The sequence below is a fragment of the Pseudotabrizicola algicola genome (assembly GCF_010915705.1).
Taxonomy (GTDB): domain Bacteria; phylum Pseudomonadota; class Alphaproteobacteria; order Rhodobacterales; family Rhodobacteraceae; genus Pseudotabrizicola; species Pseudotabrizicola algicola.
Map to the genome: position 1 here is coordinate 23614 of NZ_JAAIKE010000014.1, position 26354 is coordinate 49967.

Sequence of the window (26354 nt, forward strand, 5' to 3'; positions counted from 1 at the left end):
AAAAGATGGTAGATTGCGCGAACCCCCGGTATCTCAGGCCGCTGGCCGGCACCAATCTGACTTACCTCAGCCTGACTGCGGCAGAACCGGATGTTGGGCCACTGTCAGCGCTGCCCAGATCGTTGAAAGTTCTGGCCGAAGACATTCTGTGGCGTTTGCCGCTCTCGCAGGCGCGGGCGGAAATTGCGGCGCTTCGGGGCGAAGGGCCCGCCCAGGGCATCAGTTTTGCTCCGGGTCGCGCGTTGCTTCAAGATTTTCTGGGTGTGGCCCTGATGACCGATCTGGCGTCAATCCGCGATGCCATTGCGGCAGAAGGCGGGGATCCCCGCAGCCTCGATCCGGTGATCCCGGTCGATTTTGTGGTCGACCATTCCCTTGCGGTCCAGTTCAGCGGCACCGCAGCCGCGCTGTCGCTGAACCGTCAGACCGAAATGGACCGCAACCGCGAGCGTTTTGCCTTTATCAAATGGTGCCAGACCGCCTTTGACAACTTTCGTGTCATCCCTCCGGGCCGGGGGATCATGCATCAGGTCAATCTGGAATGGCTTAGTCCGGTTGTGCGGGTCTGCGCCGGTGTGGCCCGTCCCGATACCATGATCGGCACTGACAGCCATACAACCATGGTCAATGCGCTTGGTGTGCTGGGCTGGGGCGTTGGAGGGATCGAGGCCGAGGCTGCCATGCTGGGACTGCCGCTGGAGCTTTCGCCGCCAAGGGTTGTCGGGGTGCGGCTGATCGGAGACATGCGTCCGGGCACGACCTCGACCGACTTGGTGCTTCATGTCACACAGATGCTGCGCAGCTTGGGCGTCGTCGGCTCCTTTGTCGAATTTCATGGCGAAGGGGTGACACAGCTTCCGCTTGCAGATCGGGCGACGATTGCCAATATGTCGCCTGAATACGGCGCGACCTGCACGTTCTTTCCCATCGATGAAGCAACGATTGACTATCTGCGCATGACGGGGCGGGAGGAGCCGCATCTGGCCCGCATCGAGGCCTATGCCAAGGCCCAAGGTCTTTGGGCGAATGGTCAGCCGGTCTACAGCTCCGACTATGTGTTTGACCTCTCGACGGTAGAGCCCTGCATGGCTGGGCCCGAGCGTCCCGAGCAGCGCGTGACGCTTGCACAAGTGCCCGCATCGTTTGATAAGCGCATGCTCAAACTTGACATCGCAGGCACTGCCGGGCCGGACAGCGGCCACGGTGCCGTGGCCATTGCAGCCATCACCAGCTGCACCAATACGGCCAATCCCGCCCTGATGATCACTGCCGGTCTCCTTGCGCGGAACGCGGTCAGGCAGGGCTTGACCCCGGCACCTTGGGTAAAGACATCGCTTGCCCCGGGGTCGCGCGTTGTGACGGATTATCTTGATTCAGCTGGTCTGACACCGTTTCTTGATGCTCTGGGCTTTCAGACCGTCGGCTATGGCTGCACGACCTGCAACGGCAATTCCGGGCCGCTTTTGCCTGAAATGGCAAGGCGGATCGACGGCGAGGGATTGGCAACGGTTGCCGTTCTGTCGGGCAATCGCAACTTCGAGGGGCGCATCCATCCGGCGATCAAGGCTGCCTATCTTGCATCGCCACCCTTGGTCATTGCGGCGGCGCTGGCGGGAAATGTATCGATCAACCTTGCCGAAAGCCCGCTGGGGCATTCGCCGCAGGGGGTGCCGGTCTATCTGCGCGACCTTTGGCCTGATCCGGCCGAGGTGGCAGCGCTTGTGGATGGCCACGTCACTGCAACCACGTTCCGGCATTCGTATGACACCGGCATGGAGACGACCGATGCCTGGGAAAGCCTGACGGCACCGGACGGAGATCGATTTCCCTGGGACCCGGGTAGCCTGTTCATTCAGCCTTCTGCCTTTGCCATGCTGCCCCCTGCGTTTGAAGCTGGCGCAAAGCTGGACGGCCTGCGCGCGCTCTTGTCCCTGAAGGATGGGATCACCACGGACCACATCTCGCCCAATGCGGCGATCCGGCCCGACAGTCCAGCCGGACGGTGGCTAACCGAGCGTGGCACTTCGGTGCAAAAGCTTGGCAACTATGGTCTGCGGCGCGGCATCCCGGAGGTCTGTGCGCGGGGCATGTTCGACAACCCGCTGCTGGAGAACGAATTTATGGGCGGTCAACGCGGAAATTTTGCGCGCTTGGGGTCTGACGTCGCAAGCGTCTGGGACGTTGCTCAGCGCCACGCAGAATCCGGCACCGGCTTGGTCATTATGGCGGGCCGCAACTATGGCGCTGGCTCGTCACGCGACTGGGCGGCCAAAGGACTGCGGCTGTTGGGTGTGGTCGCCGTGTTGGCGGAAAGCTTTGAGCGCATCCACCGGTCCAATCTGATTGGTATGGGCGTGCTGCCTCTGACCTTTGTCGATGGCACGAGCCGACGCGATCTGGGGGTGTCGGGCGACGAGGTGCTGACCATCGATATTCCAAGGGGCGGTCTTTCACCTGGTGCCTTGCTGGCGGTGGAGACCGGCGGTTTGCGGTTCCCCCTGCGTCTACAAGCTCATTCACCGACCGAAGTGGCACTTCTGAACGAAGGCGGCCTGTTGCCGATGATCCGCAAGCAGTTTGTGAAGAACGCGGGACCCAACACCGTTGCCTGAGCTTGCGATTAGCCGGACGCCGCATTGCGGCGGGTCAATGGTCTGGCGAACAGGGGGTACAGGCGAGCCCGTCGTTCTTTTGCATGGGGGTGCCGGATCGTGGACCCACTGGGTCCGCAATATGGGCACGCTTGCCCGGCATCATCACGTGTTGGTACCTGACATGCCTGGCTTTGGCGGCTCTGATCGGGTCGGCCTGAAAGACAACATCGACCCATTGGCCTGGGCGCTGATCCAGGGAATTGAACGCCTGATCGGACATCAGCCGTTTCATCTGGTTGGCTTTTCCTTTGGCGGGCTTGTGGCCGCGCGCATCGCGGCACTTGCCAAAGATCGTGTGCGTCGATTGATCCTTGTGGGGGCGAGTGGTTTTGGCCTGCCAACCTCTCTGCGTCTTTCGCTGCAAAGCTGGCGAGGGCTTTCCGAGGCTGATCAGGCTGCGGCTCATGCACACAATCTGCGTGTCCTGATGTTGACTGGAAAGATCACTGTAAAAACCATCCGTCTGCAGGCTGCCAATGCACAACTAGCGCGCCTCAACAGCCGACCTTGGTCGAACCAGCCAATCTTGCGCGATACTCTGGCTGACCTAAAGATGCCGCTTGGTGCCATCTGGGGGACCAGCGACGCCATCTTAAACTCCGACCTTGAGTACCGCATCAATATCTTGCGTCGATGTGATCCTGCCTGCCCCGTCGCGCTCATCAAAGGGGCAGGCCACTGGGTGGCCTATGATGCACCAATCAGGTTTACTAAGGCGCTTCTGCCGATGCTCACCTCACCTTTTCCACCAGTGACCAGACCTGCGGTAAGATCATCACTGCAATAGCGATCTTGACCAAGTCTCCGGCGACGAAGGGAATGAGGCCAAGCGAAATTGCTTGTGTCAGGCCCACATGAACGGCCAGCCACCCGACACCGAGCGTGTAGATGAGAATGGTTCCAACACCCACGGCGGCCAGCGTGCCAAGAGCACTGCGGTGCCAGTCACGGTCAGCAAGAATGCCCACAATTACAGCGGCAGCGAGGAACCCGAACAGATAACCTGCCGTGGGACTGATGAGAAAGGCAATGCCGCCGCCGCCCGCGAAGACCGGCATGCCAACAGCGCCCTGTAGCAGGTAAGCGACCAGCGTGGCAGCGGCCAAGCGCGCACCAAAACTGAGCGCAATCAACAAAACGGCCAAGGTTTGTAGGGTCATTGGCACAGGCCACATTGGCACCTGAATGCGGGCCGACAGTGCAATCACCGCTGTTCCGACTAGCACGAGTGCTATTTGTCGCAACAGGCCCATCGTCCCTTGTTGTGGAGTCCAGAGTTTATCAGCGATTGAAGATTGGGTTGTCACGATGCGATCTCCTCTTCTGCCGCACTCAGCAGGTCAATTCTGTGCTCGTCGATGAAACTTGTGTACACGTCACCCGTGACAAAGCTTTCATTTTCCAGACAGGCGATCAGGAAGGTGCGGTTGGTTTGCAACCCCTGCACCGACATCTCACGCAACGCTTTTGCGGCGTTGGTCCGGGCTTCATGGCGGGTCGCCCCATGTACAATTATCTTCGCAATCATGGGGTCGTAAAATGGCGTGACGCTGTCACCTTGACGATACCCGCTGTCGATGCGCAAACCTGGAATATCAGCGGGAAGACTGAAGACCGATAGGGTGCCGGGGGATGGCATAAAATGCTTGGCTGGGTTTTCTGCATAGAGTCGGCACTCTACAGCGTGGCCCTGACAACCGATGTCGGCTTGCGGCACGCCGTGCAGTGCCCCGGATGCAAAGCGCAACTGCATCGAGACCAGATCTTGCCCCGTCACCATTTCGGTCACCGGATGTTCGACCTGGATCCGTGTGTTCATCTCTAGAAAGAAGAATTCGAAACTTGCGGCATCCACGATGAATTCTATAGTGCCAGCCCCGCTGTAGGCGGTGTGACGGCACAGGGCGACCGCTGCTGCCGTCATGCGCGCACGCACAGAATCCGGCAATCCGGGGGCAGGGCTTTCCTCTATAACCTTTTGAAAGCGCCGTTGCAGCGAGCAGTCGCGTTCGTAAAGATGAACAGCACCGGCAGCACCAAAGCCAAAGACCTGAATTTCGATATGCCGGGCTTTTGGCACAAATCGCTCCAGAAACACCGAGCCGTCACCAAACGCCTTGCCCGCCATTGATTGCGTTGCAGCCACGGTTTCCAGCAGCTTTGCCGGATCATCCACCCTTCGCATGCCGATGCCGCCGCCACCCGCCGCAGCCTTGACAAGGAGGGGATAGCCAACCTCGGCTCCGGCAGCTTCAACGCCTTCGGTTTCACCTGGAAGGAACCGGCCGGAACCCGGCACGATCGGGACACCGGCCGCCTTGGCCAGATCCCGGGCGCGCTGCTTGTCACCCATCGCGCGGATGGACTCTGGCGTCGGACCCACCCAAGTAAGTCCGGCAGCAATGACGGCCTCGGCGAAATCGGCGTTCTCTGCAAGAAAACCGTACCCGGGGTGAATTGCATCTGCGCCGGATTGCCGAGCTGCATCCAGCACCTTGGACACGTCCAGATAGCTTTCACGCGCGGCAGCAGGGCCGATGGCCAGTGCTTCTTCCGCGTCGGCGACATGCGCTGCGTTCGCGTCGGCTTCGGAATAGACGGCCACGGTGGCAATTCCAAGATCGCGGGCAGAGCGGAAGATACGACGCGCGATCTCGCCCCGGTTGGCAACAAGGAGCTTTTTCATGTCACGCCTCGATGCGGGCAACGACAGTGCCTTCGGTGACTGTTGCGCCTTCCTCAGCAAGGATTTCGACGAGAACGCCATCTTCGGTCGCGGAAACGGGGATCTCCATCTTCATCGACTCGAGAATCATGATCGTATCGCCCTCGGCAAGTTTCTGGCCAACCTGTGCTTCGATCTTCCAAATATTGCCTGTGATCTCGGTCTTTATGTTGATGATGGTCATTTCGTACTCCTCTGCAATCGCCTGCCTATCGTCGCATCATAGGCAACGAATTTAGTAGTTGCAATAACAACAACGAATATGTCAAGCATCAGGCGTAGATGAGGGAGATGCACCAATGGATATCGACAATCTGATGCCTTGGCTGGGGCGCACCGAAAGACGAGATGCCTTCGTAGATGCCTGGCCGGTTGAAGGCTTGCAGGCATTGCTCGACCAGTCGGGTCCCTGCGTCCCCGGCAGTGAGGCACCACTGCTGTCGCAGTGGCTGTATTTCGGACCAACGGTTGATCAATCGCGGATCGATGTTGATGGCCACCCCAAGCGGGGAAGATTTTTGCCGCCCGTAGAATTGCCACGCCGCATGTGGGCGGCCAGTGACATTCAGTTTCACGCGCCTTTGCTGATCGGGAAGGACGTGACCAAGACCGCAGAAATCGCGGATATTTCATTGAAGCAGGGCGAAAGCGGCGCATTGGTTTTCGTAAAGGTTGCAAACCGGTACGAGAGCGGCGGAACACTTTTGCTGGAAGAAAACCAGACCCTGGTTTACAGGGACCACCCGCCCGCCAACTCGGCTGCGCCCGCCAGCAAGCAGGCCCCAAAGACACCGGCCTGGACGGTTTGTCATCGACCGGATGAAACTATGGTGTTCCGCTATTCGGCTGTCACCTTCAATGCGCACCGCATTCATTACGACCGCGCCTATGCGACCGGCGTGGAAGGCTACGCCGGTGTGATCGTGCAGGGTCAGTTGCTTGCGACATTGATGCTGGAGGCCTGCAAAGCCAACGCTGGTCCCAAGATCCGTCGATTCAGCTTTCGGGGGGTTCAACCCGTTTTTACCGGCGAAACAGTGTTTGCAGAGGGCCGGGAAAAAGAAGGTGGATGTGATTTATGGATACGCGACGAGATCGGTGTTTTACGAATGAGCGGCACTGCAGAGCTTGACCATTGACAGGGGGCGGGGCGCAAATGCAGATCCATAGCGGTCTTTTCACATCCGAAAGTGTGTCCGCCGGACATCCGGACAAGATTTGTGACCAGATATCAGATGCCATTTTGGATACTTGTCTGGCCCAAGACCCTGGCTCGCGCGTTGCGATGGAAACGGCGATCAAGGGTGATCTCCTTTGCCTTATAGGTGAGTTAACCACCCTTGCGGAGTTTGACTTCGAAGCGGTTGCCCGCGATGTCCTGCGGGATATTGGCCATACAGATGGGCGGTGGGGAGTCGATACTGACCGCATCCGCATTGTAAGGCAGATAAGTCACCAGTCACCCGAAATCAGCAGTGGTGTAAGCCAGGACGACACGGGTGCAGGCGATCAAGGCATCATGTTCGGTTTTGCCTGTACCGATACGCCTGAATACATGCCCCTTCCGATTCAACTTTCACACCAACTTATGCGTCAACACCACGCTCTACGCAGAACTCCTGTCGGAATGCTTCTTGGACCGGATGCCAAGTCTCAGGTGACTGTACGTTACAAGGGCGGACGCCCGCAGCATGTCTCCCACGTCGTTATTTCTTCCCAGCACTCACCGGACCTCGCAATCGAGGATTTGCGCGAAATGCTGCGCGAGGAAATTGCTCGTCCGGCTCTTGGCGGTTGGATTACAGATGAAACAGTATTCCACCTCAACCCGGCCGGCACATTTCATGTCGGCGGGCCACAGTCTGACGCCGGGCTGACTGGGCGCAAGATTATCGTGGATACTTATGGGGGTTACGCCCGTCATGGCGGCGGGGCATTTTCAGGAAAAGATGCAACGAAAGTTGATCGATCAGGAGCCTACGCGGCGCGTCAGCTGGCCAAGGATGTTGTTGCCCGAGGATGGGCGCAGGACTGCGAAGTTCGTGTCGCATATGCAATCGGAGTGGCTGAACCTATCGAGATCTCATTCAATGTTGAACGTGGCGTTTTCCCGGCCGATCTTTACCGGGAGTGCGGCGTCAATCTTCCGGAACTGATGCGTCCGCGCCGGATAATTGACCGGCTGGGTTTGACTCGCCCGTGCTTTCGTAAGACTGCGTCCTTTGGACATTTTGGCCAAGCAGGTTTTTCGTGGGAGGAGGGCCTGGCTGCATGATCCCGTGAAAACTCGCTTCCGGCCAAATTAATAATAATGCAGCTTCGAAATTCTGAGCGCCTCCCCGAAATCTCGACAGTGACGGAAGCTACGATCCTACGTCTGCGGGTCAAGCATGAGGAGAACAGGACATGTTGAAGCGCAGGAACCACGATGCAGCCTTTTTTGCGCGGGTAGCGTTGGAGGCCGTGACGGGAGAGCGCACCATGTCGGACATGGCCCCGCGTATGGCGTGCATCCGACGATGATCCATCAACGGAAACGGCCGCTGCTGGAGAGTGCCGCAGGCATCTTCGAGCGCGGCGGCAAGGCGGCAGTAAGTGCAAGCCCGATTAGACCGTGACAGTGTATTTCCACGAGAGCATGTTGTCGATCTGGCTCTGCTTGTTCCCTTGGGCGATGGCGGTGAGCGTTGGTGACAGCCATGCGTGGTGATCGACGCCCTTCATTTTGTAGGTCTCGATCAGCGACGCGATGACGGCCCAGTTGTCGGCTCCGGCGTCATGTCCGGCGAAGAGGGCGTTCTAACGGTTCAGGACAACGGGACAGATGGTGCGTTCAACGGTGTTGTTATCGGGCATGTTGCCCGCGGCGCCCCAGGATCGGCAAGCAATTCCCGCCCTGTCATGGTAGGGTTGATTTGTCGGCACAGGAGCGTCGGAGGGCGAAGAAGCGGGCATGCCGTTTTGACTATGAGCTGTGAGCTCGCGTTGTTATCTGGCCGCCCCTGCGAATAGGTCCGCCTGATCTCAGGCGGTGTAATCTGCAAAAGAATCTGGTGCTATACCGAGTCTTACAAGCACATTAGCAGCAGGTTTACGCCGACTCTCTATCGCCTTCGAAGCTTCAACCGCGGCACGGCACAGTGCAACAAAGTTCACCAGACCTCTGAGTGCGCCGCTGCTTTTGTGAACAAACGACGGTGTTTTGAGGAGAAGCGTGGCCATAGGGCCTCCTGATTTTGGCAATTCCGTACGGTACCAAGTTAGTCGCTTACTCGGCCTGCTGCAATGCAGCGAAGCGGTCTTCCTGTCATGCGTGAAGCGCATAGCTCAGGCGAAAGGCAACTGCGCGTCTCGCATCGATCAGTGGAGCTTGACCTTGCCGGAGTGGCAGGTCGGCGCATAATTCATCCATTTGATTGGTTGTAGCAGGGAGGCAACTTGCGCGTCTCGAGCATGGTGGCCGCCATGACGAAACTCACAGAAATACAGACAACTACACTCAGCGCCGCGGCCCTGCGCCTCGATAATGCCCTGCCACTGCCAAGGGGGGTGGCCGGGTAGCGTCCACGGACGTGGTGTAGGGCGAGGTGGCCATCGAGGTGTATGAACGAGGTGGAGTTTCGACGCTTCAAACACGCATCACACGGAGACCCCGATGACCAAGACCAACATGGACCTGTCCGAGCTCTTGTCCAAGCACGATCAAGGCGACCTGCTACGCAGCATCTGGAAAGGCTTTGGACTCGGACTGGCGGGCGCTTCGTGCGACCGATGCCGTCTCCAGATGGCACGCCAAACTCCTGCAAGCTTTGGCTTCCGCTAGGTGGATTCCGAAGTGGGTGGATTCCGCGTGGTGGATTCTCTGGATTCCGCAAAAGAATCCAGCACGCTCAGGTCGTGATTTCATAAGTTAATGATATTAGGTGATTTTCGGGCCTGGATCCCGCGAGGTGGATTCCAGGTGGATTCCCCGGTGAAAGTGCTTGTCGCTAGCGAAATGCTGCGCTGCGCCCCCCCGCATACATTCGGGGCCGGGGAGGAACCATGCCAAGGGGGGGCAGAAGCGAAAGTCAGATGAAGGACTTCCTTTGAGCTACCATCTTCGATGGCAGGGTCCGCCGCAAAAGGGCGGCAAGGTCGTGCTGGGCTGGCTTAGCAGTTGAGCGCATAGCAAGCTTAGCGACTTTGGACTTAAAAATGCACACGTAAAAAAAATATAGTGATTATAATCATATAGTTAGAAATTTTTGCTTGGTTTTGGCCCCGGCGAAGGGGTTGTGGCGCCTTGCGGAGTGACCTACCTACCTTGTGAAGCAATAGAATTTCACAGGAGTGGTCGATGTCATTCGAATATTATCCGCAATCCCTTGGGGATCTGAGAGGCGTTCTCGCTGCGCATGGTGTCAGTGAAGCGTTGATCAAGCCACTCAGCAAGAACCACAACGACAAGAACCAAGTCTACTCTGGGTCAGACTTCCGCCCGCTGTATCCCTTGTTCGATTTGGAATTCCGACTTCGTGGCTCGTCTTCCAGTCAAAAGAAGGGCGCACGGACTGAAGGGCAGGCAATCCAAGAGGCCGTGTTCAAGAGTTTCAGCTGGCTGCGGCAGGATGGAGGTGAGGTCGCTGCACGCGGTGTTCGGATGATCATTTATGCGCAGTATCCGGAAACCCGGCTCAGCGGATTCCAGACCTCCGAGAATACGATGCCCGCTGCAATGTCAGTGGAGTTCACAAAAAAGCATCCTGAAATTCCCCGTTACCTTGTTCTTGGGCGCCGCGGCGGTGGTGAAGCACTGGCCGTAATGGTCGCTGATCCAGGCGCAGCCTTTTGCGATGAGGTCTCAAATCTACCAGCTGCCCCTGGCTCCCGTGTCTGGAAGCACCTGCGCCTTCGTCAGACCGCCGACGTACGACTTCAGGCATTGCTGGCAGGCGCTGTCGGTAAGTTGCTTCCGGGCTGTCGACTCGACGCGATGGGAATGACCTTGCCGTTCAACGGAACACAGGTCTGCGGATATACGCTAGAGCATGCGCTCGGCATCAACCCGAACAGCAATTCACATGGGGACTTCGAGGGAATTGAACTAAAGACCCATACTCAGAACAAAGTCACGCTCTTTACACCTGAGCCAGATATGGGTGCCTATTCGGATGACTTCACCCACTTCATGACTACGTTTGGCTATCAGGACAATGATGGCAACTGGCGACTGACGGGCATTCATAGGGTTGGTGTCCGTTGCCCGAAAAGCGGTCTGACACTCCAAATCATGAACCATGAACGCGGCAAGTCGCTTGCGGCCAGCGCTGATCAGGACGTCCATCTGGCCCTGATCGATGATTTTGGCACGCTGGCTGCTGGCTGGAGCCTCGAGCGGATCCTGAACTGCTGGACCGCCAAGCACAACGAGGCAGTTTATATTCCGGCAGTAAAAAAAGACTGCAAAGACCCGGCGCTCCTTGGCATCGGGTACAAATACGATGTTAAGTTCTCTGAAAGCATCATGTGGTGTCGGGAAACTTCGGCCGAGCAACTTTTCGAAGCGCTGTACAACGGAACGCTATTCTTGGACCCTGCGCCAAAATATTGTCCAGGGCGACTGCATTTGAACAAGCGGCGCTCGCAGTGGCGCGTCAATGACATCCACTCGGCTGCCAAGGAGATTTACAATGATGTTCGGTTCATCACACTGAATGGAGGATGACCTTGTCGAGGTCACCGCCACCGCCCTGAAACCAAAAATGTGCGTTCCTCGGGTCGAGGATGGCAGCAACCATATGGTCCAGCAGCTTTTCGATCTCCTGCCGCTTCGGGCCTTTCACAGCACATTCCCAGATTGTGCCGATGCGCCAGCCGAGGGCTACAAGAGCTTCTCGGTTCCTTTGATCGCGGAACACGGTGCCGCCGATCTTAGCTTGCCAGAACTCGGCCCGTGTTTTTGGCCAGTGAAACATAGAACAGTCGTGGCCGTGCCAGAAGCAACCATTTACGAAAATCACAACGTGATGGCGGGGAAGAACCATATCTGGCTTGCCGGGCAACTGACTGTCATGCAGCCTAAATCTGAGGCCGCTAGCGTGAAGCCCGCGCCGGATCATCATTTCCGGCTTCGTGTCACCGCTCTTGATGGCGGCCATATTCCGGCTGCGGGTTTCGCTGTTGTGGACGTCAGCCAACCCGAAGAGCCACCTGCCGATTGTCCCGCTCTATGACTGCTTCAATATGCGGCTTCATGATACGGGCGACTTCGGCAAAAACGGGGACTGCGACAGAGTTGCCGAACTGCCTGTACGCCTGCGTGTCCGAAACCGGGATTCGGAAGTCATCTCCGTAACCCATTAACCGTGCACACTCGCGCGGAGTAAGTCGGCGGGGATTCTTTCCAAGCCCTCGACTGACCAAGATCTCGGAACCATCCTTGAAATAGCGCGCCGACAGCGTGCGTGAGATGCTGTCACCGTTGACGAGGCCAAATCCGAAGCCATTGCCTTTTGCGCGGTGCTTGGCCGCATAGTCCTGTAAATATTGCCAAAGCTTGTCCGTGAGAGTGAATTTTTCGTTCACAAGCGCGTCAGGTCCAAGCGTATAGTGGCCCTCGGGTGCCTCGGAGCCGTCGGCTGGGTGCAAGATGTTACGCATTTTCTGATGGCCATAAGCCGGAAGATGCAGGTCGTCCCACGAAAAAGCGGTCTTCTCTCTGAAGCCAACCATTACGATCCGCTCCCTATGTTGCGGGACAAAGTGGGCCGCGTCGATGATCATCGTGTGCAGGCTGTAGCCCAGTTCTTCGGAAAGCTTGCGTCGAATAACCTCGAAAGTCCGACCACGGTCGTGGCTCTTAAGGTTCTTAACATTTTCCAAAAGAAACGCGGCCGGTCGGTGAGCCTTCAAGATGCGCAGAACATCGAAGAAAAGGGTTCCTTGGGTTTCGTCTTGGAAACCGTGCAGTCTGCCCAGCGCGTTCTTCTTGGAAACCCCGGCTATCGAGAATGGCTGGCAAGGAAACCCTGCAACAAGAACATCATGCTCGGGAATATCCTCCGCCTTAATCTCGGTGATGTCACCGGCGATGGGCCGGTTGTCCGGGTAGTTGGCCAAGTAGGTCTGTTGGGCAAACCTATCCCATTCAGAAGTGAATACGCACCGGCCATCTGCGCTTTCCATTGCCCTCCGAAGGCCTCCAATTCCGGCGAAGAGGTCGACGAAGGTGAATGTACCGGATCCAGTATCACCGGAGCGGCGGGCGGCAACCTTCATGCGTAAGAGCTCCATCACGGAGTCCCTAGGTGCCTCTTCCCCCCGTTTGAAGCGGTATATATGACCCTCCGAGTAGCCCAACGCCTTTGCGGCTTCTTGCACAGTGTAACCTGCCTTGATCAGCAGTTCGGAAAACTCGGTCATGGACGCCCTCTTCTGGGAATTTTTCTGACACCATGCGTCTAAGCATCCCTAAACGCAAGAACAGAATAAAAACAACGAAGCGCCATCACCGCTTGATCCATGGCTGCGACTTCGGCATTGCCGTCGTCATCTCGACTTCCCTAAGCATCCCGCCCTCTGCCAGCCCGTCTCGCACCCAGCTCAGCGCCAACCACCAATCCTCATAGCGTCGCCGGGCGGATGCGATCTGCTCCGGATGTGGCCGCCAGGTGATGGGGCATGCCAGCACCTCGACCGTCCGCAACTTGCCGCGCGTCTTCACTCGCTCGGTGCCGACTACGATGGTGGCCGCGCGTTCGCCGTGCTGGTTTCGCTTGGTCTCGACCGGCACGCAGCGTGGCACGGCGCCGGGCATCCAGTCCGGGGTCATGCCAGCACGCGCGAGTTCGGCCAACTGGATCGCCATGCGGATGCCGCCGAGACTGTCGGGCAAGCCTGCGACTGTGGCGGCGATCACCTCGGCGTCCGGATGGGAGCACCTGCCCATCTTGTGCTTGCCACCGTCGACCTTGCAGCCAAGAGCGGCGCGTTGCAGCAGGACGTATTCAAGGCCGAAGCCGAAGCCTTCCTCAGCTATTTCGTCTGGCAGCGGCAATTCAAGCTGCGCTTGCTCAACGCGGAATGCCCATTCCAGTGCCGCCTGCACGCCATGCGCGCGTTTCACTCGCGTTCCGCCCGTTCGGCAGATTTGTCGCTGCAGGGTCATCGCACGCCCCGCAATCGGAGCCGTTCGGGCGTGACCAAGCCGCGCACCAGCATCAAATCACGAATGCTGTTGTTGATCGCGCTGACAGGCAGGTAGCCGTCCGCGTTGACCATCTTGGCGTAGAACGCCGCCTTCTCGTCGTCGCTGAGCCGAGGAGTTTCTTCGCGTTTCCGCCGCCGTTTGGCCTTTTGGCCCTTGGCGGTTGCGATGGCCGTCTGCGAGTCGCGCTGGGCGGCACGTTCCATAAACCGGTCGAGGGCTTTGGGGCCATCGGGCGGGTTCGGATGATCGGCCCGGGTCTCGATGGCGACCTCGATGATCCGCTTCCGCGACAACCCGATATCGTCAATCCAACGGCGAACGTGGGTTCTGGCTGGCCAGCCCTGCCACCAAGCGGGCAGGGTGGCGTTGGCGGCGAAGCCCAGCGCTGTAAGCAGTTCAGCGAAGAACCGATCAAAATCGGCCTCGCGCGTGCCTGCGTCCTCCTCCTCCTTTACTGGTTTACGTAGTGGTTCTCTTACAAGGTTGGTGTCCGGATTCCGGACACGGCTTTGGGCATTTTCCGGACACGGGTCAGGGCAAAAACCGTACACGGGTTCTTGCGGATTGCCGTGTGCGATTTCCGGACACGGCTCGGGCAGATCAGCAGGGATGCTGCCTTTTTCAGGTGCAGTTTCAGCATCATGGCCGAAAAGTAAAAACCCGTGTCCGGTTTCCGGACATGGCTCGGGATCATGTGGTGCAAAGCCTTCCTCAAACCCCAGGATGTAGCGTGTCGGCAGCTGGCGCTTGGTGACGGGATCGATGCGCGGTACCCGGCGCAGCAGATGTTCCGCCTCCAGCCGGTCGAGATGTTCGTTCAGGGTGGAGCGGCTGATCTCGCAATCATGGGCCAGCCGGTCCTGTGAAGGAAAGCAACCGAAGTCGGGGTTGAAGCGGTCGCAGAGGTGCCAGAGCACGATCTTGGTCGTCGGCTTTAGCCCGCGCCGCTGGATCGCCCAGTTGGTGGCATCATGGCTCATGGTGCGGCCCTCCGCATGGGGCGCTGCGCGCGGCTGGTGAAGCCATTGTCGGCCAGCGCGCCCAGCGCATCGTCGACTGACCGGACCAGCGCCCAGCCAAAACCCTGCGAACAGACGGTGTCGCGGAAGACCTCCTGCGATTTGCGCAATCGGCCGGTTTCGCTTTTGACCTCAAGGAACAGCACGCGGCCGCCGGAGATCACGATCAGGTCGGCAAACCCGGCATGGACACCCATGCCGACCAGGATCGCCTGACGCTTTGCACCGCGGGGCCCGGCCTCGGTCACCTCGTTGACGCAGTGATGGACGATGGCGTCGCGGGGCAGGGCGAAGCGCAAGGCCTGCACGATTGCGCGCTGGGCATCGGCCTCGGGTGTGCTGCGCCGGTTCATGCCGCACCACCTTTCGGAAAAACTGCCGCCGCGATGGCATGCAAGGGGCGCCGGTCCAGCAGGCGCAGCATTTCGATCGCATCACCGCATTCGCGTGCATCGTCGGTCTGGCCGACAACGACACGTGCCGCGAGGATCACCAAGGATTCCGGATGCTTTGTGGTATCAGCCAGGACGCCGCGCGCCTCGGTCAGGCGGTCGTGCATCCAGTCGCCGGTGGCCGAGGTCGGGACAACGGGCGGGCGGGACAGGAGCTGTTTCATTTCCGCCCCCGCTGTGTCCGGGCCGGGCGGGTTTGTTCCTGCGCGCTGATCCAGTCCTGGACCGAGGTGCGCCGGTAGAGCACCTTGCGGCCGATCCTCGTGCAGGGCGGGCCGAGCTGGCGGGCCTCCCAGCGGGCGAGGGTGTCGCATGCAAGGCCGAGTTCACCGGCCAGCTGCTCGCGGCTGATCCAGTCAGCCAGTAGGTTTAGGGGTTGGTCCTGCGGTGCAGGGGCTGTGGTCTGCATTACGGTCTCCCATCCAGATCCCGGCAGAGGCCGGAGACGGGGCGAGGGAAGCAGACGGTAAGGACCGGAACCTAGGCAGAGACCGGAATTGGGACGCGGCGGGCAATTCCGGTCCTTGTTTCATTGGGATTTGAGCGAAAAATCGGAATGCGAATCGGAAAGGCCGTCCAGCGCCATTCCGCCATTTCCGGTTGCCAACACCAGATCGATCCCGCTGCTCCATGCAGGAAGCGATGCAGTTCGGATTTCAACGGCGATCATTGCGCTACACCGGGCGGCGCGGGACAGGACGCGCGTGCCGGTGTCAGGGCAGTGAAGGGAAATCGCTGCGACGGTGGGCCTCGACGAGGATGCGCAGTTCCGGCGGGGCGATCACATCGACCACATCACCCCATTGATAGAGGTGCCAGGCCATCTCCAGCCAGCCCCCGGCGGTGAACCGAACGGTCAGGCTGCCGTCGGCCTCGTCCTGAACCTGCTGATCGGGGTGAAAGCCGAAGGTCCGTGCGACATCGGCGGCTGCGGGGGCAAACCGCCACTCCACCGGTCCGTACTCATCGTCGGAATGGAACGACCCGAAGGCCTTGGCGGCGTGCCTGCCAAGATCAAAGCCGGGATCCCGCACGAAGGAGTCCTGCAGGAGGCTGGCGCGGCTGATCCGGTCCAGCCGGAAATGCCGATACTTGCCGCCGTTGTCGATCTCGCGGGCGATCAGATAGCCGCGCATGCCGAAGAGAACGCCGTAGGGCTCGACCGCCCGCGACCGTGGCGCGGCATCCTGCGCACCGGCATAATCGATCTGCATCGTGAACGGGCCTTTCAGCGCGTTGTCGATCGCGCCAAGGACAAGCGCCGAATACTGCGCGCGGGGCCCAGGACGGCAGGCATGACCTCGGGCCTCCAGCACCGCCTCGGCATCCACCTCGGCGCGGCGGGCAAAGGTCGGGGGCATCGTGGCAAGCAAACGGTTGCGCAGGGAGGTCAGCGCAGCAACCTCAGTGGTTGCACCATCACGCTCGGCGCGACGGATCCCCATTTCCAGCGCTGACAATTCGCTGTCGCGAATGCCCTGCAGGTGCAGCAGGCGGCTGTCGGGCAGTTGCCACCACTTGCGCCGTTCCTTGTCGGTGCGGGTCTGCACCATCGGAAACGCCTCCTCCAGCGCCCGTGACATGCGCTGGGCTGTGCGGAGGGTCACGCCGAAGGTGTCCACGATCTGGACCAGGCTGATGCCGCCCGGCCTGGCGGCCGCCTCTTCGGCCAAACGCATGATGTCGAGGGCCTTGCCCAGACGTTTGTTGTCCATCTTCCATCCCTGACCGAACCTGACAGGGACGTTAACGACAATTCGCTTCAAAAGCGATTGGCTGGCTATGGTCAGCTCAAGCCGATTCCACCTGTGCGTGTTTCCGATCACCGGGGTGTTTTTCACCCGGATCTCCAGACATGGCTGTTTGAAGACACCTTGAGACGTGTTCCTGGACAGCGGGCCTGCTGGCAAGCTGCTGTTCGGCAACGCGATCCCTGCCATGCCCGGTGCTGACCCGGGTGTCGCTGAATGAAGTAAGGACGCACGACCCATGAGCCTGCCGCCGAGAGCCTTCTATTCCTTGAATGAGACATCCGCCCGTTGGGGTTGTGCAGCTGCCGACCTGGCCGGATGGGCCGCAACCGACCATCTGACACTGGTCACCAGCATCGCTTCGGTGATCTGCGGCAAGCAGCCGGTGGCGGGCATTGTGGTGGTCAGCGCCGCCGACATGATGCGGATGTTCCGCCGTCATGGCCCGAGCGACGAGGAATGCCGGATCTATCGCATCCGGCCGCAGGGCAGCGCAGAGTGGCAATACATCACGGAACCGACGGATGGCGTGGTCATCAAGATCACCGATCTGATGCTGCTGGCCGAGGAGGTGCAGAAGTTCGAGGACGAGCGCGACCTGCTGCGGCGCCCCGCCGGGTCAGCGGGTTCTGCGCCGCGCTACGATTGGGAGGGCATGACCATCATGCTGTTTCGCCGCATCAACGATCAAGGTGTGCCCGCAACGCAGGCCGAACTGATCGCGGAGGTGCAGGATTGGTTTGCCCAGAACTCGCCCAACGGTGAAATCCCCGAGGAAAGCACGACGCGGAAGAAGGTCGCGCCGATTTGGCGGGCGCTGCGAGAACGGGAGTGATTGACACCGATCCTGCCGTTCAGGCGCTTTTCTGTTCCTGATCGGCATCGTGCACCAGCTGGGGCCGGGGCCGGAAGATGCTGGCAACAGCATTGACCCCGTCGCGCAGCGGCGAGTCCATCAGGTGCGCATAGCGTTGGGTCGTTTGCATCTGCGTGTGACCCAGCAGCTTGCCGATCATTTCCAGCGAGGCCCCGCCGCTGACCAGTAGCGATGCAAAGGTGTGGCGCAGATCGTGGATCCGGACATCGGGCAGTTTCGCCTCGCTCTGGATCCCGATCCAGAACCGGCGGATTTCCTTGACCGGCTGGCCGGGCGTGTCGCCGGGGAAGAGCCACGGATTGCCGCGTGGCACCAGCAGGGCGCGCTGGCGCACGATGGCCGCCACATCGCCCGAAATCGGGATGCGGTGGATCTTGCGCTGCTTGGTGGTCGCCGCCGGTTTTGACCAGCTGCCTAGGTCGAGATTGAACTGTTCAAACCGTGCCTGTCGCACCTCGCCCGACCGCGCGCCGGTCAGCATGCAGAGCCGGATGATCCCGGCCGCGCGCTGGTCCTTGGCGGCATCCAGCGCCTTGGCCAGCCGCCCGATTTCCTCGGGCGTCAGGAAACGTTCGCGTTCGTTCTCGATCCGACGGCGGAACCCGCTGGCCGGATTGTCCGGTCGCATGCCCCAGCCGATGGCCAGCGTGAACATCTTGCGCAGCACCTCACCCACTCGGTTGGCGCGCACCGGCGTGGGCTTCGGCCCCTGCAGCTTGCGGGCCCGGTTATTCGGTTTGGCCTTCGAGGGGCGAGCCCGGCCTGCAGCGATCTTGGTCAGCAGCTTTTCGACATCGGCCTTGGTGATCTCGGTAACCAGCTTCTTGCCCCAGTCGGGCGCCACCAGCTTGTGCATGATGGTGTGCTGGTCGGCGGCATTGCGGGCTGCGAGGTGCGGGGTATGTTCAGCCAGATAGCGCGCTATTATGTCGTTGACCCGCGGGGCCTCGCGCGACGTCTCGCGCAGGCTGAGAGGATCGATCCCTTCATCAATGTCGCGTCGCAGTTCCTTGGCCCGTTCCCGCGCGGCGACCGTGTTCCACTCCGGCCAGCGCCCGATCGTCATCCGCCTCTGTCGCCCAGCGATCCGGTAGTCCAGCGTGAAGGCCCGGTTGCCCGAGGGGTAGATGGTGATCGAGAACCCGCGCACATCGGTGTCGAAAATCTGGTAATCCCGCCCCAGGTTCTCAGCCTCTCGGACGGTTTTCTCATTCAGTTTCAGCCTGTTGACCATGGATCTATCCCCATCTGCTCGTCCGACATGAGGCGTGGATTCGCGCCCTTATCAAGCAAAGCATGGCGACAGGACCGGAATGCAGGCGGTGACCGGAATTGATTAGGATACAAGCTTTCCGCATCTTGGTTGCAGGTGGTCTTTGTGAGCAGTATGATTTCGACACTATGCTCAAGATATGTGGAGGCCTTTGCTTTCAAAGAGCTTGAGGAAGCCAACACCCCTGTACAACGAGCAAGGTCGCCCGCCAAATAGCTGAGGAAAGGCGAAGATTGTTTTGGACACCACAGTGAGCATGGAAGAACTGGAAGAATATGCGCGTACCCTCGAAGCGAGCGGGGACTATCGTGTTTTGCGACGGCTTACCCAACGAAAGTCGATCGAAATACCTGATGAAGTAGTAACGCGCAGAGGCCTCTTTGTTGACGTTGAAACAACGGGGTTGGATCCATCTAAACATGAAATTATAGAACTTGCTATGGTGCCGTTCAGCTATGGATTAGACGGCAAGATTTATTCATTGGGTGAACCTTTCCAAAAAATGCGGCAGCCATTGAGGGCAATTCCGGCAGAAATTACTGCGATCACCGGCATTGACGATTCAATGGTAGCGGGCGCAAAAATTGATCCACAAGAAGTTGCTGCATTCGCCGCCGGTTCTGTATTGATAATAGCTCATAATGCCGAATTTGATCGGCGTTTCCTCGAGCGCTTTTCCGACGTCTTTGCCTCGGTCGCTTGGGCATGCTCGATGACCCAGATAGATTGGATCGGTGAGGGTTATCAGGGCTTTAAGCTAAGTTATCTCGCAAACGACGCTGGTTTCTTCTATGAACGACACAGGGCTACTAGCGACTGTCTTGCTGCGATTGAACTCTTGGCTCGACCATTGGCTCGCAGCGGGCGTCTGGCTTTGACTGAGCTCTTGGAACGGGCCAGGCGCCCTACTTGGCGTGTTTGGGCAGAAAGTGCGCCATTCGACACTAAAGACTTACTGAAGGCGCGAAGCTATCGTTGGAATGCAGATGCAAATGGCAGGCCTCGTGCATGGTACATCGACGTTCTTGAGGCCGAGCTTGAAACGGAGTTGGAATTTTTGAAGAATGAAGTCTTCCGTCGGGATGTAAATATCCCCAAAAGCCGGATCGATGCCTACAATAGGTTCTCCGAACGAGTGTAGCTGTGGATGCCATAGAGGTTGCGCTTCAAGATTAAATTCACCCTCAGTGTGAAAGAGTTAAGAAGTAAAGCTGATGAATAAAAGCAGTCACCTCGATGAGTGGAATATGATTATGAAAGTTTGGGGAAAATGCACATAAGTCGACTAGCAATTGATAATTTTCGTTGCATTCGTGCACTCGATATCGAACTTTCGCCGACTTCAGTTATCATCGGCGAAAACAACGCTGGAAAGACTGCAGTTCTTGATGCTGTCAAAATTGCCCTAAGCCGTAAGTGGGGAAGGTCAGGGCAGACAGGTTTCAATGAGTATGACTTTCCATTTGGTGCGGCGCAGGAAGGCACAGACGGTGATATTCGAATCCGACTGTGGTTCTCCGAGTCACAGCGAAATGAATGGCATCAGCCCATGGTGGATGATTTAATTGAGATAATACGTACTGATCCACACTCCGGCACGCACTCGATTTGTATGCAAGTGACGTGTTCCTTCGAGAGTGTCACCAACTCGGTTGAGCCTGTTTGGCATTTCCTGAACGATGCGGATCAACCGTTTGCCGGCGCCGGCGCAAGAAACCAAAATTTATCGCGTTTCTTTGACTATGTACCATGCTTCTCGATGGCTGCAATGCGCGATGCTGGGGTTGAATTTGGTGGCCGATCGCGGTTTTGGGGAACCCTGCTCAAGAGTATAGAGGTGGATAAGGACAAGGCGGCAAGTCTTGAAGAACGGTTTTCTCAGCTTAACGGCGAGCTCTTAGCTGCTGATCCTAAACTTGAGGCAATAAAGGATGCGTTGAAGGCGATCAGCACGGTGATTGCAAACGGAGCGGCGGGCGATGTCGACATTCGTGCAATCCCGGTCAATCTATGGGAGATAATCAGTCGGAGCGAGGTGGTCATTCAAGGGCAGACCCAAGATCCTTGGCTGCCAATTGGAAAACATGGGCACGGTGTCCAAAGTTTGGCCATTATTTTCTTATTCAGGGCTTTTGTAGAGAATGCATTAGGTGGAGCTTTGCCAGAAGAGGCGGAACCAATTCTGACTTTGGAGGAACCCGAGGCTCACCTACATCCTCAAGCGTGTCGGTCCCTCTGGTTGGCCATAAATGCTCTGCCTGGACAGAAGTTTGTAACAACTCACTCACCATTTTTTGTTCAGAATGTGCCATTCAAGGACATCATTGTCCTGCGACGAGGCACCAGTGGTCCTGTCGCGGCGTCACTTCCGCGAAACTTCAAAGCCGTTGTGCCGTACAACGCACTGTTAGAGGCTGCAATCGCTAAAATTGGGCCGAGTATCAGTTGGAATCCGACATCCGGATGCATCGTCTGCACACAGACTATCTCTGATGCTCAGTTTCGTGATCTTTTAATGTGCTATACGGGCGCAGACAGAGGCCCGCACCATGCTGAGATTAAAGCTATGCGCGATCGCAGCAGGAGCTTCATCGGAAATGAAGAAATCAGCAAGCTGGAAAGTTGGGCAAAGCGGATCCGTGGGGAGATATTTTTTGCAAACAAGTGGCTATTATGTGAGGGCCAGGCTGAATATGCAATCTTGTCAGCAGTTGCAGACAAGCTCGGCTGTCCTCTTGACGCTCACGGAATCTCTGTGATCGACTATCAGAACAACGGCAGTCCAGGTGCGTTTGCAGCTTTGGCTCGGGTATTAGATTATCCGTGGGCTATGATCTGTGACGGTGACAATGGTGGCAACGATCACATCGCTCAACTTAGGTCACACCATTTTTCTGACGCTGAGATAGCCGATCGCGTCACCCAACTACCGAAGGATTTTGACCTCGAAAGGCTGATCGTTACATGCGCCCTAAGGCCTTGCTTGCTGGCAGCGGCTCGCGAGCTGGATCCGCAGGTGGTGGACAGTGATGAAGCTCTGCTTGCACTTGCCTATGCTCGAAAGGAAGAGATCGCTGTGCGGATAAGTGCCCAAATCCGGCTAACGGCGTCTGTTGGAGACATCCCAGCAGAGTTTCGAGCCATTTTTGTCAGAATAGGAGCTTGCGAATGAGATCGGATCGAGACCAGGAATCACTACTGCTTGCCCTTACTGACGTTCAACGCGAAGCTGCCCTGTGGAACGAGGGCGCGATGATGCTGCTCGCAGGGCCTGGGTCTGGTAAAACACGTGTACTTACAGCTCGGATTGCTCGGCTGTTCAAGGCAGAGCCAAGCGCGAAGTGGAGGATACTTGCACTTACATTCACGACGCGCGCGGCTGATGAGATGCGCCAGAGAGTGGAGGAACTTGTTCCTGAATGTGTCGAACGCATGTTTGCGGGAACCTTCCATTCCTTTGCCTGCGAGGTGCTTCGTCAGAGTGGCTCGCATGTCGGAGTGAGGACTGACTTTAAGATCTATTCAAGTCTCGAAGATCGCTTGCTCCTTCTTTCCGAGGCGCTGATGCGCGCCGATCTGGATATAGGTGAACCATTAGATCGGGCTCTGCCAGTACTTGACGGTTTGAGGGATCGACTTGCTGGGCCTGATGACTGCTTGCGCTACTTTTCAGATGAGAACCGGGGCAAGCGTTTTGCTTCGGCCTACGACGCCTACATGCGTCACTTGCAGGCTGAGAATGCTTTGGACTTTCCTGCGATTATATACATGGCCTATAGGCTTTTCACCAGTTTCCCTGTGATTGCAGATCGCTACAGAAGAACTTACCGTTTCACAAGTTTGGATGAGTTTCAGGACACAAATCATGCCCAGTATTCGTTCGTGCGAGCCTTTACAGGAAATGACTATAAGAACCTGTTTGTTGTCGCTGACGACGATCAGGTGATTTACCAATGGAATGGTGCGAGCCCACAACGGCTACAACAATTTGTGACGGATTATGACCCGTCTATTCTCCAGATGCCAACCAACTTTCGCTGTCCTTCGGATGTTGTGTTGATGGCTAATGGATTAGTTTCGCACAACTTGTTGCGAACTCCAGGCAAGAATCCGCTCGTTGCTGGAAAGGCAGAAGCCCATGACATCGAAAGTGTGCGTCTCCTGCGATTTGAGTCAGACGATGAGGAGGCGGCAGGGGTCGCTGCGGATCTAGCACAAAAACGTGTTCAGAATGCCGGGGACGTCGCGATCATCGCGCGCACAAAGAACTTGCTTGTCAAAGTCCAAGGCGAACTCGCCGTCCTCGGCATTGCTTCACAGATTTCCCAACGAAGAGACTCGTTTGCGAGTGTCCCGTATCAATGGCTACATTGCTGCCTTAAGATTGCAAATCGGCGGACCGATCCACGAGAATTCGCTGCCTTTGTAGAGGCTGGGAACGTACTATTGGACTTGAAACTTGAAGCTGATGATTTGGTCGAGCTGGCGCGATCAGCCCATGGAGATTTCTTGAGAGCGTGGGCGAGCGAGGCGCAACCTTTGTCGGCGTTCGCAAAAAAAGCAGTGGACATTCTGCGCACCGAGCTTGTCGATCGGAATGATTTTCGGAAGTTTGTCAGAGGCCTTACAGAACTCTTTGCACAACCCGAGTGGACGCTAGTCGAAACGCAGCCTTCATTTGAAGAAGACCAGAGAGCTTGGCGGGATCTCTTCACAGAGATTTCTGGACAGGTCGGGCGGCTTGCGCCACTGGATACGTTCTTGCAGGAGTTGGATCTGCGTTCCAAAGAACCGCCAATGAAAACGGGAGTGGTCCCCCTTCTCACAATTCATGGCTCAAAGGGAAATGAGTTTCCACATGTCTATTTGATGGGTCTCGCAGAAGATGTTCTTCCATCCTTCCAGAGCAAGAAGGCAGGCGACCGATCGCCCCAAATGGAGGAGGAACGTCGCAATTGCTTCGTTGCAATCACGCGATGTAAAGATACCCTCACGCTCTCTTATGCTAGAGTATACAACGGTTGGGCTAAGGCGCCGTCGCGCTTCCTACGGGAGATGGCTATCATGTGAGTGTGGCAAATGTGGATTGTCTATCCGCTCGTCACCTCAACGCCACCTCAACCCACGTATGCAGTTTTGCCCCGCTCCAACCCGCGACAATCCGTCGAAACTCCATCAATGCCAACGAACGGCATCCAACTTATCTCGTGATTTCAAGGGGATGGCGTCTAAGTTTATGAATCTACGCGATTATTGATTTATGGGTCCATAGGCTCATAACCTGAAGGCCGCAGGTTCAAATCCTGCCCCCGCAACCAAATCATCCCGGAATATTACAAAGGCTTAGGCCAAAATAGAGCGCCCCAAGGGGCGCTTTTGGCGTTACAAGACCCGTGGAAGCACTGTGGAAGCAAGAGGGCGCAAAGTCATTCATACCGCTTCGTCAAACGGTGCCTGTGATGACCGGACGCTTTCATTGTGGCTCGATCGGGATCATCGCATCGATACCGGCCGCGATTCCGCTCCAAAAAGCGAACTGTGTAACGTCGATCGCGACAACATCCAGCACCGCCCGCTCTTCGGTCATGAACACGAACTCGGTAACCCTTCGCGGCGGGCAGCCCCTTGAGGCCGGGCAGACAAGCGCGAGTCGCTTGCAGCAGTAGCGACTGCAAGCACTCATCACTCCAGCATGGTGGCCGACCGAAAGGCGAGGCTTGACGGCGTGACCTTGGGCGGGTTGGCGGGACAGATGAAGGGCGAGCGCCTTTTCCATGCACAAGTCGACCACTACCAACCCCTAGACTCTCGTTTTGAATGTGGGAGGACCGCGGGAGGTTGATAAAATCGATTTTATTTATCTCGCGATGCATCTCTTTTCCGTCCTGTCGCAACAACCGCGATGGTTGATATGGCGGCGATCAGTCCAACTTGGGGTGTAGGAGTGCTGAGTTGAGGTGCAAGTCGAGACTACCTCAGGCCGATGCGAAATCCTTTAGCTGCCACGGGCGGTGCTTGTAATAATCAGATAGAAAACATTCTTTTTTCAGGGTCTGCGGCCCTCGCGGCGCCAGTCAGTGCTTTCGGATCGTCGGCTTTCGCGAGCCCTCGCCGTCAGAATGCGCCTTGAAGTTCCGGTCGAGACCTCGCTCGCCACCCTTGTTGCGGTCATTGTCTCGCTCAGGCCATGATCATGATGGACAAGACCTTCCCAAATGTGTCAAATCGATTTGAGTAATAGGAGGAAAACGTGGCAACCATCTATGACGTCGCACGTGCTGCGGGGGTTGCCCCCTCGACCGTGTCGCGCCACATCAATGGCCACTCTGTGCGCCAGAGCGAAGCGATCGAACGTGCCATTGGTACGCTGGGCTTTCGTGCCAGCGCCAGCGCACGCAATCTGCGCAAGGGCAACACGCAGGTCATCGCGATGATCGTGCCCGATATCCAGAATCCCTATTACGCCGCTACCGTGGCTGGGGCCGAAGAAATCGGTCGCCAGAACGGGCTGCGCATGGTTCTGTGCAACACCGACGAAGACATCGATCTGGAAGATGATGTGCTGCGCGACATTGCCGGGCGCGTCGATGGCGCGATCCTTGTGCCCGCGTCCGAACGTTCCAGTACCTCCCTCTTTGATGCGCCCAATGCGATCCCGCTGGTGCTGATGGACCGCGAAACGCTAGGCAAGCGGCGCTTTGACACGGTCACCATCGAAAACCATCGCGGCGGGGTGCTGGCGGCGCAGCATCTGCTGGATCTGGGCCACCGCGATGTGGCCATCATCACCGGCCCCGTGACCGCATCACAATCGCGCGCCCGCGAAACCGGGTTTCTGGAAGTGTTCGCAAATGCTGATATCCAGGTGCCCGACCGCTTTATCGTGCGCGGCGATTTCCGCGAAGCAGGCGGCTATCAGGCGGCGCTGGACATTCTCAGCGCCCGCCGGCGCCCGAGCGCGCTGTTTGTCGTCAACAACATGATGTCGATGGGTGCCCTGCGCGCGATCAATGATCTCCGCCTGCGCCTTCCGCATGATCTGTCGCTGGTCTGCTTTGACCAGCTGCCTTGCGAAGGCGTCATCTCGCCCCGGCTTACGACGATCCGCCGCCCGATGGAAGAACAGGGCGCGATGGCCATGCGGCTGATGCTGACACGCCTGCGCGCCGAAGCAGATGACGACCGCGATCACGAACCCCGCACCCTGACGCTGCCCGTGGAACTGGTGCTGGGGGCGTCGACCGCGCGGGCTGGGCAGGGGGCTGCGCCCGTGACACTTGTAGAAGACGACAGATAAGGAAGACGACCGATGTCCAAGCGCCTGCTGCTTACCGGAGAGACCTGGATCAGCTACGGGGTTCACCTGAAAGGGTTCAGCTCTTACACCACTGGCGGATACGAGGAGGGGCAGA

General features: G+C 57.9%; 25 protein-coding genes and 1 pseudogene. 11 read left to right on the forward strand and 15 right to left on the reverse strand.

Going from position 1 to position 26354, the window contains the following annotated elements; genetic code table 11:
- Positions 1-5 precede the first annotated feature (5 nt).
- Together acnA and G3572_RS20665 are read left to right on the forward strand one after the other, a co-directional pair.
- Positions 6-2612 carry an aconitate hydratase AcnA gene (gene acnA, locus G3572_RS20660; protein ID WP_164615426.1) on the forward strand — a complete coding sequence of 869 codons (2607 nt, stop codon included), beginning with the start codon at positions 6-8 and terminating at the stop codon, positions 2610-2612.
- The gene (locus G3572_RS20665; protein WP_164615428.1) at positions 2605-3441 is read left to right on the forward strand and encodes an alpha/beta fold hydrolase; all 837 of its coding nucleotides are present in this window, start codon (positions 2605-2607) and stop codon (positions 3439-3441) included. The genes acnA and G3572_RS20665 overlap by 8 nt, the downstream gene beginning before the upstream one ends.
- Here the strand turns inward: G3572_RS20665 and G3572_RS20670 are convergent.
- From G3572_RS20670 to G3572_RS20680, 3 genes are read right to left on the reverse strand one after another with little or no spacing between them, the layout of a single operon-like run.
- The gene (locus G3572_RS20670) at positions 3386-3961 is read right to left on the reverse strand and encodes a biotin transporter BioY (protein ID WP_205518841.1); all 576 of its coding nucleotides are present in this window, start codon (positions 3959-3961) and stop codon (positions 3386-3388) included. The genes G3572_RS20665 and G3572_RS20670 overlap by 56 nt on opposite strands.
- Complete coding sequence (locus tag G3572_RS20675; protein ID WP_164615430.1) at positions 3958-5340, reverse strand: acetyl-CoA carboxylase biotin carboxylase subunit; 1383 nt, start codon at positions 5338-5340, stop codon at positions 3958-3960. Before G3572_RS20675 ends, G3572_RS20670 begins: the two co-directional genes overlap by 4 nt.
- Before the next feature lies 1 nt (position 5341).
- Positions 5342-5563 (reverse strand): acyl-CoA carboxylase biotin carboxyl carrier protein subunit, encoded by a 222-nt coding sequence (locus G3572_RS20680; protein ID WP_164615432.1) that lies wholly within the window; start codon positions 5561-5563, stop codon positions 5342-5344.
- A 115-nt stretch (positions 5564-5678) separates the two neighbouring features.
- Here G3572_RS20680 and G3572_RS20685 point away from each other — a divergent pair, with 115 nt between their 5' ends.
- Positions 5679-6518, forward strand: coding sequence for an HTD2 family dehydratase (locus G3572_RS20685; RefSeq protein ID WP_164615434.1), 840 nt, complete (start codon positions 5679-5681; stop codon positions 6516-6518).
- A gap of 17 nt (positions 6519-6535) precedes the next feature.
- The gene (gene metK, locus G3572_RS20690; protein WP_164615436.1) at positions 6536-7654 is read left to right on the forward strand and encodes a methionine adenosyltransferase; all 1119 of its coding nucleotides are present in this window, start codon (positions 6536-6538) and stop codon (positions 7652-7654) included.
- Between the two features lie 332 nt (positions 7655-7986).
- Here metK and G3572_RS22210 read toward each other — a convergent pair.
- Positions 7987-8229, reverse strand: a pseudogene (locus G3572_RS22210) (transposase domain-containing protein); the annotation flags it as partial.
- 174 nt (positions 8230-8403) lie between these two features.
- On the reverse strand, positions 8404-8601 hold the full coding sequence (locus G3572_RS20700; RefSeq protein WP_164615383.1) for a hypothetical protein: 198 nt from the start codon (positions 8599-8601) through the stop codon (positions 8404-8406).
- 433 nt (positions 8602-9034) lie between these two features.
- Here G3572_RS20700 and G3572_RS20705 point away from each other — a divergent pair, with 433 nt between their 5' ends.
- Positions 9035-9202, forward strand: a complete 168-nt coding sequence (locus G3572_RS20705; RefSeq protein ID WP_164615385.1) for a hypothetical protein — start codon at positions 9035-9037, stop codon at positions 9200-9202.
- A 516-nt stretch (positions 9203-9718) separates the two neighbouring features.
- Positions 9719-11086: an MvaI/BcnI family restriction endonuclease gene (locus tag G3572_RS20710; RefSeq protein ID WP_164615440.1), complete on the forward strand. Its 1368-nt coding sequence runs from the start codon at positions 9719-9721 to the stop codon at positions 11084-11086.
- On the opposite strand, the gene G3572_RS20715 is transcribed toward G3572_RS20710, so the two are convergent.
- From G3572_RS20715 to G3572_RS20755, 9 genes are all read right to left on the reverse strand, one after another.
- Positions 11067-11519 carry a very short patch repair endonuclease gene (locus G3572_RS20715; RefSeq protein WP_240335669.1) on the reverse strand — a complete coding sequence of 151 codons (453 nt, stop codon included), beginning with the start codon at positions 11517-11519 and terminating at the stop codon, positions 11067-11069. The two genes, G3572_RS20710 and G3572_RS20715, sit on opposite strands and share 20 nt — an antisense overlap.
- 31 nt (positions 11520-11550) lie before the next feature.
- Positions 11551-12783 carry a DNA (cytosine-5-)-methyltransferase gene (dcm, locus tag G3572_RS20720; protein ID WP_164615444.1) on the reverse strand — a complete coding sequence of 411 codons (1233 nt, stop codon included), beginning with the start codon at positions 12781-12783 and terminating at the stop codon, positions 11551-11553.
- Positions 12784-12868: 85 nt separating this feature from the next.
- A complete protein-coding gene (locus tag G3572_RS20725; RefSeq protein ID WP_164615446.1) occupies positions 12869-13528 on the reverse strand; it encodes a hypothetical protein in 660 nt (219 codons plus the stop codon).
- Entirely contained in the window at positions 13525-14550 is a 1026-nt protein-coding gene (locus tag G3572_RS20730) for a helix-turn-helix domain-containing protein (protein ID WP_164615448.1), read from the reverse strand. Before G3572_RS20730 ends, G3572_RS20725 begins: the two co-directional genes overlap by 4 nt.
- Complete coding sequence (locus tag G3572_RS20735) at positions 14547-14942, reverse strand: VRR-NUC domain-containing protein (protein ID WP_164615450.1); 396 nt, start codon at positions 14940-14942, stop codon at positions 14547-14549. The genes G3572_RS20730 and G3572_RS20735 overlap by 4 nt, the downstream gene beginning before the upstream one ends.
- On the reverse strand, positions 14939-15205 hold the full coding sequence (locus G3572_RS20740) for a hypothetical protein (protein WP_240335670.1): 267 nt from the start codon (positions 15203-15205) through the stop codon (positions 14939-14941). Before G3572_RS20740 ends, G3572_RS20735 begins: the two co-directional genes overlap by 4 nt.
- On the reverse strand, positions 15202-15450 hold the full coding sequence (locus G3572_RS20745; RefSeq protein ID WP_164615452.1) for a helix-turn-helix transcriptional regulator: 249 nt from the start codon (positions 15448-15450) through the stop codon (positions 15202-15204). Before G3572_RS20745 ends, G3572_RS20740 begins: the two co-directional genes overlap by 4 nt.
- 120 nt (positions 15451-15570) lie before the next feature.
- Positions 15571-15711, reverse strand: a complete 141-nt coding sequence (locus tag G3572_RS20750) for a hypothetical protein (RefSeq protein ID WP_164615454.1) — start codon at positions 15709-15711, stop codon at positions 15571-15573.
- A 43-nt stretch (positions 15712-15754) separates the two neighbouring features.
- Positions 15755-16756, reverse strand: a complete 1002-nt coding sequence (locus tag G3572_RS20755) for a helix-turn-helix transcriptional regulator (protein WP_164615456.1) — start codon at positions 16754-16756, stop codon at positions 15755-15757.
- A gap of 274 nt (positions 16757-17030) precedes the next feature.
- Between G3572_RS20755 and G3572_RS20760 the strand changes: the two genes are divergently transcribed.
- Positions 17031-17627: a hypothetical protein gene (locus G3572_RS20760; protein WP_164615458.1), complete on the forward strand. Its 597-nt coding sequence runs from the start codon at positions 17031-17033 to the stop codon at positions 17625-17627.
- 19 nt (positions 17628-17646) lie between these two features.
- Here the strand turns inward: G3572_RS20760 and G3572_RS20765 are convergent, their stop codons facing one another.
- The gene (locus G3572_RS20765; RefSeq protein WP_164615460.1) at positions 17647-18903 is read right to left on the reverse strand and encodes a tyrosine-type recombinase/integrase; all 1257 of its coding nucleotides are present in this window, start codon (positions 18901-18903) and stop codon (positions 17647-17649) included.
- A gap of 295 nt (positions 18904-19198) precedes the next feature.
- Here G3572_RS20765 and G3572_RS20770 point away from each other — a divergent pair, with 295 nt between their 5' ends.
- From G3572_RS20770 to G3572_RS20785, 4 genes are all read left to right on the forward strand, one after another.
- Positions 19199-20083, forward strand: coding sequence for a 3'-5' exonuclease (locus tag G3572_RS20770; protein ID WP_164615462.1), 885 nt, complete (start codon positions 19199-19201; stop codon positions 20081-20083).
- Between the two features lie 99 nt (positions 20084-20182).
- A complete protein-coding gene (locus G3572_RS20775) occupies positions 20183-22114 on the forward strand; it encodes an ATP-dependent nuclease (RefSeq protein WP_205518842.1) in 1932 nt (643 codons plus the stop codon).
- Complete coding sequence (locus tag G3572_RS20780; protein ID WP_164615464.1) at positions 22111-24012, forward strand: ATP-dependent helicase; 1902 nt, start codon at positions 22111-22113, stop codon at positions 24010-24012. Before G3572_RS20775 ends, G3572_RS20780 begins: the two co-directional genes overlap by 4 nt.
- A gap of 1180 nt (positions 24013-25192) precedes the next feature.
- On the forward strand, positions 25193-26239 hold the full coding sequence (locus G3572_RS20785; RefSeq protein WP_164615466.1) for a LacI family DNA-binding transcriptional regulator: 1047 nt from the start codon (positions 25193-25195) through the stop codon (positions 26237-26239).
- Positions 26240-26354: the final 115 nt, after the last annotated feature.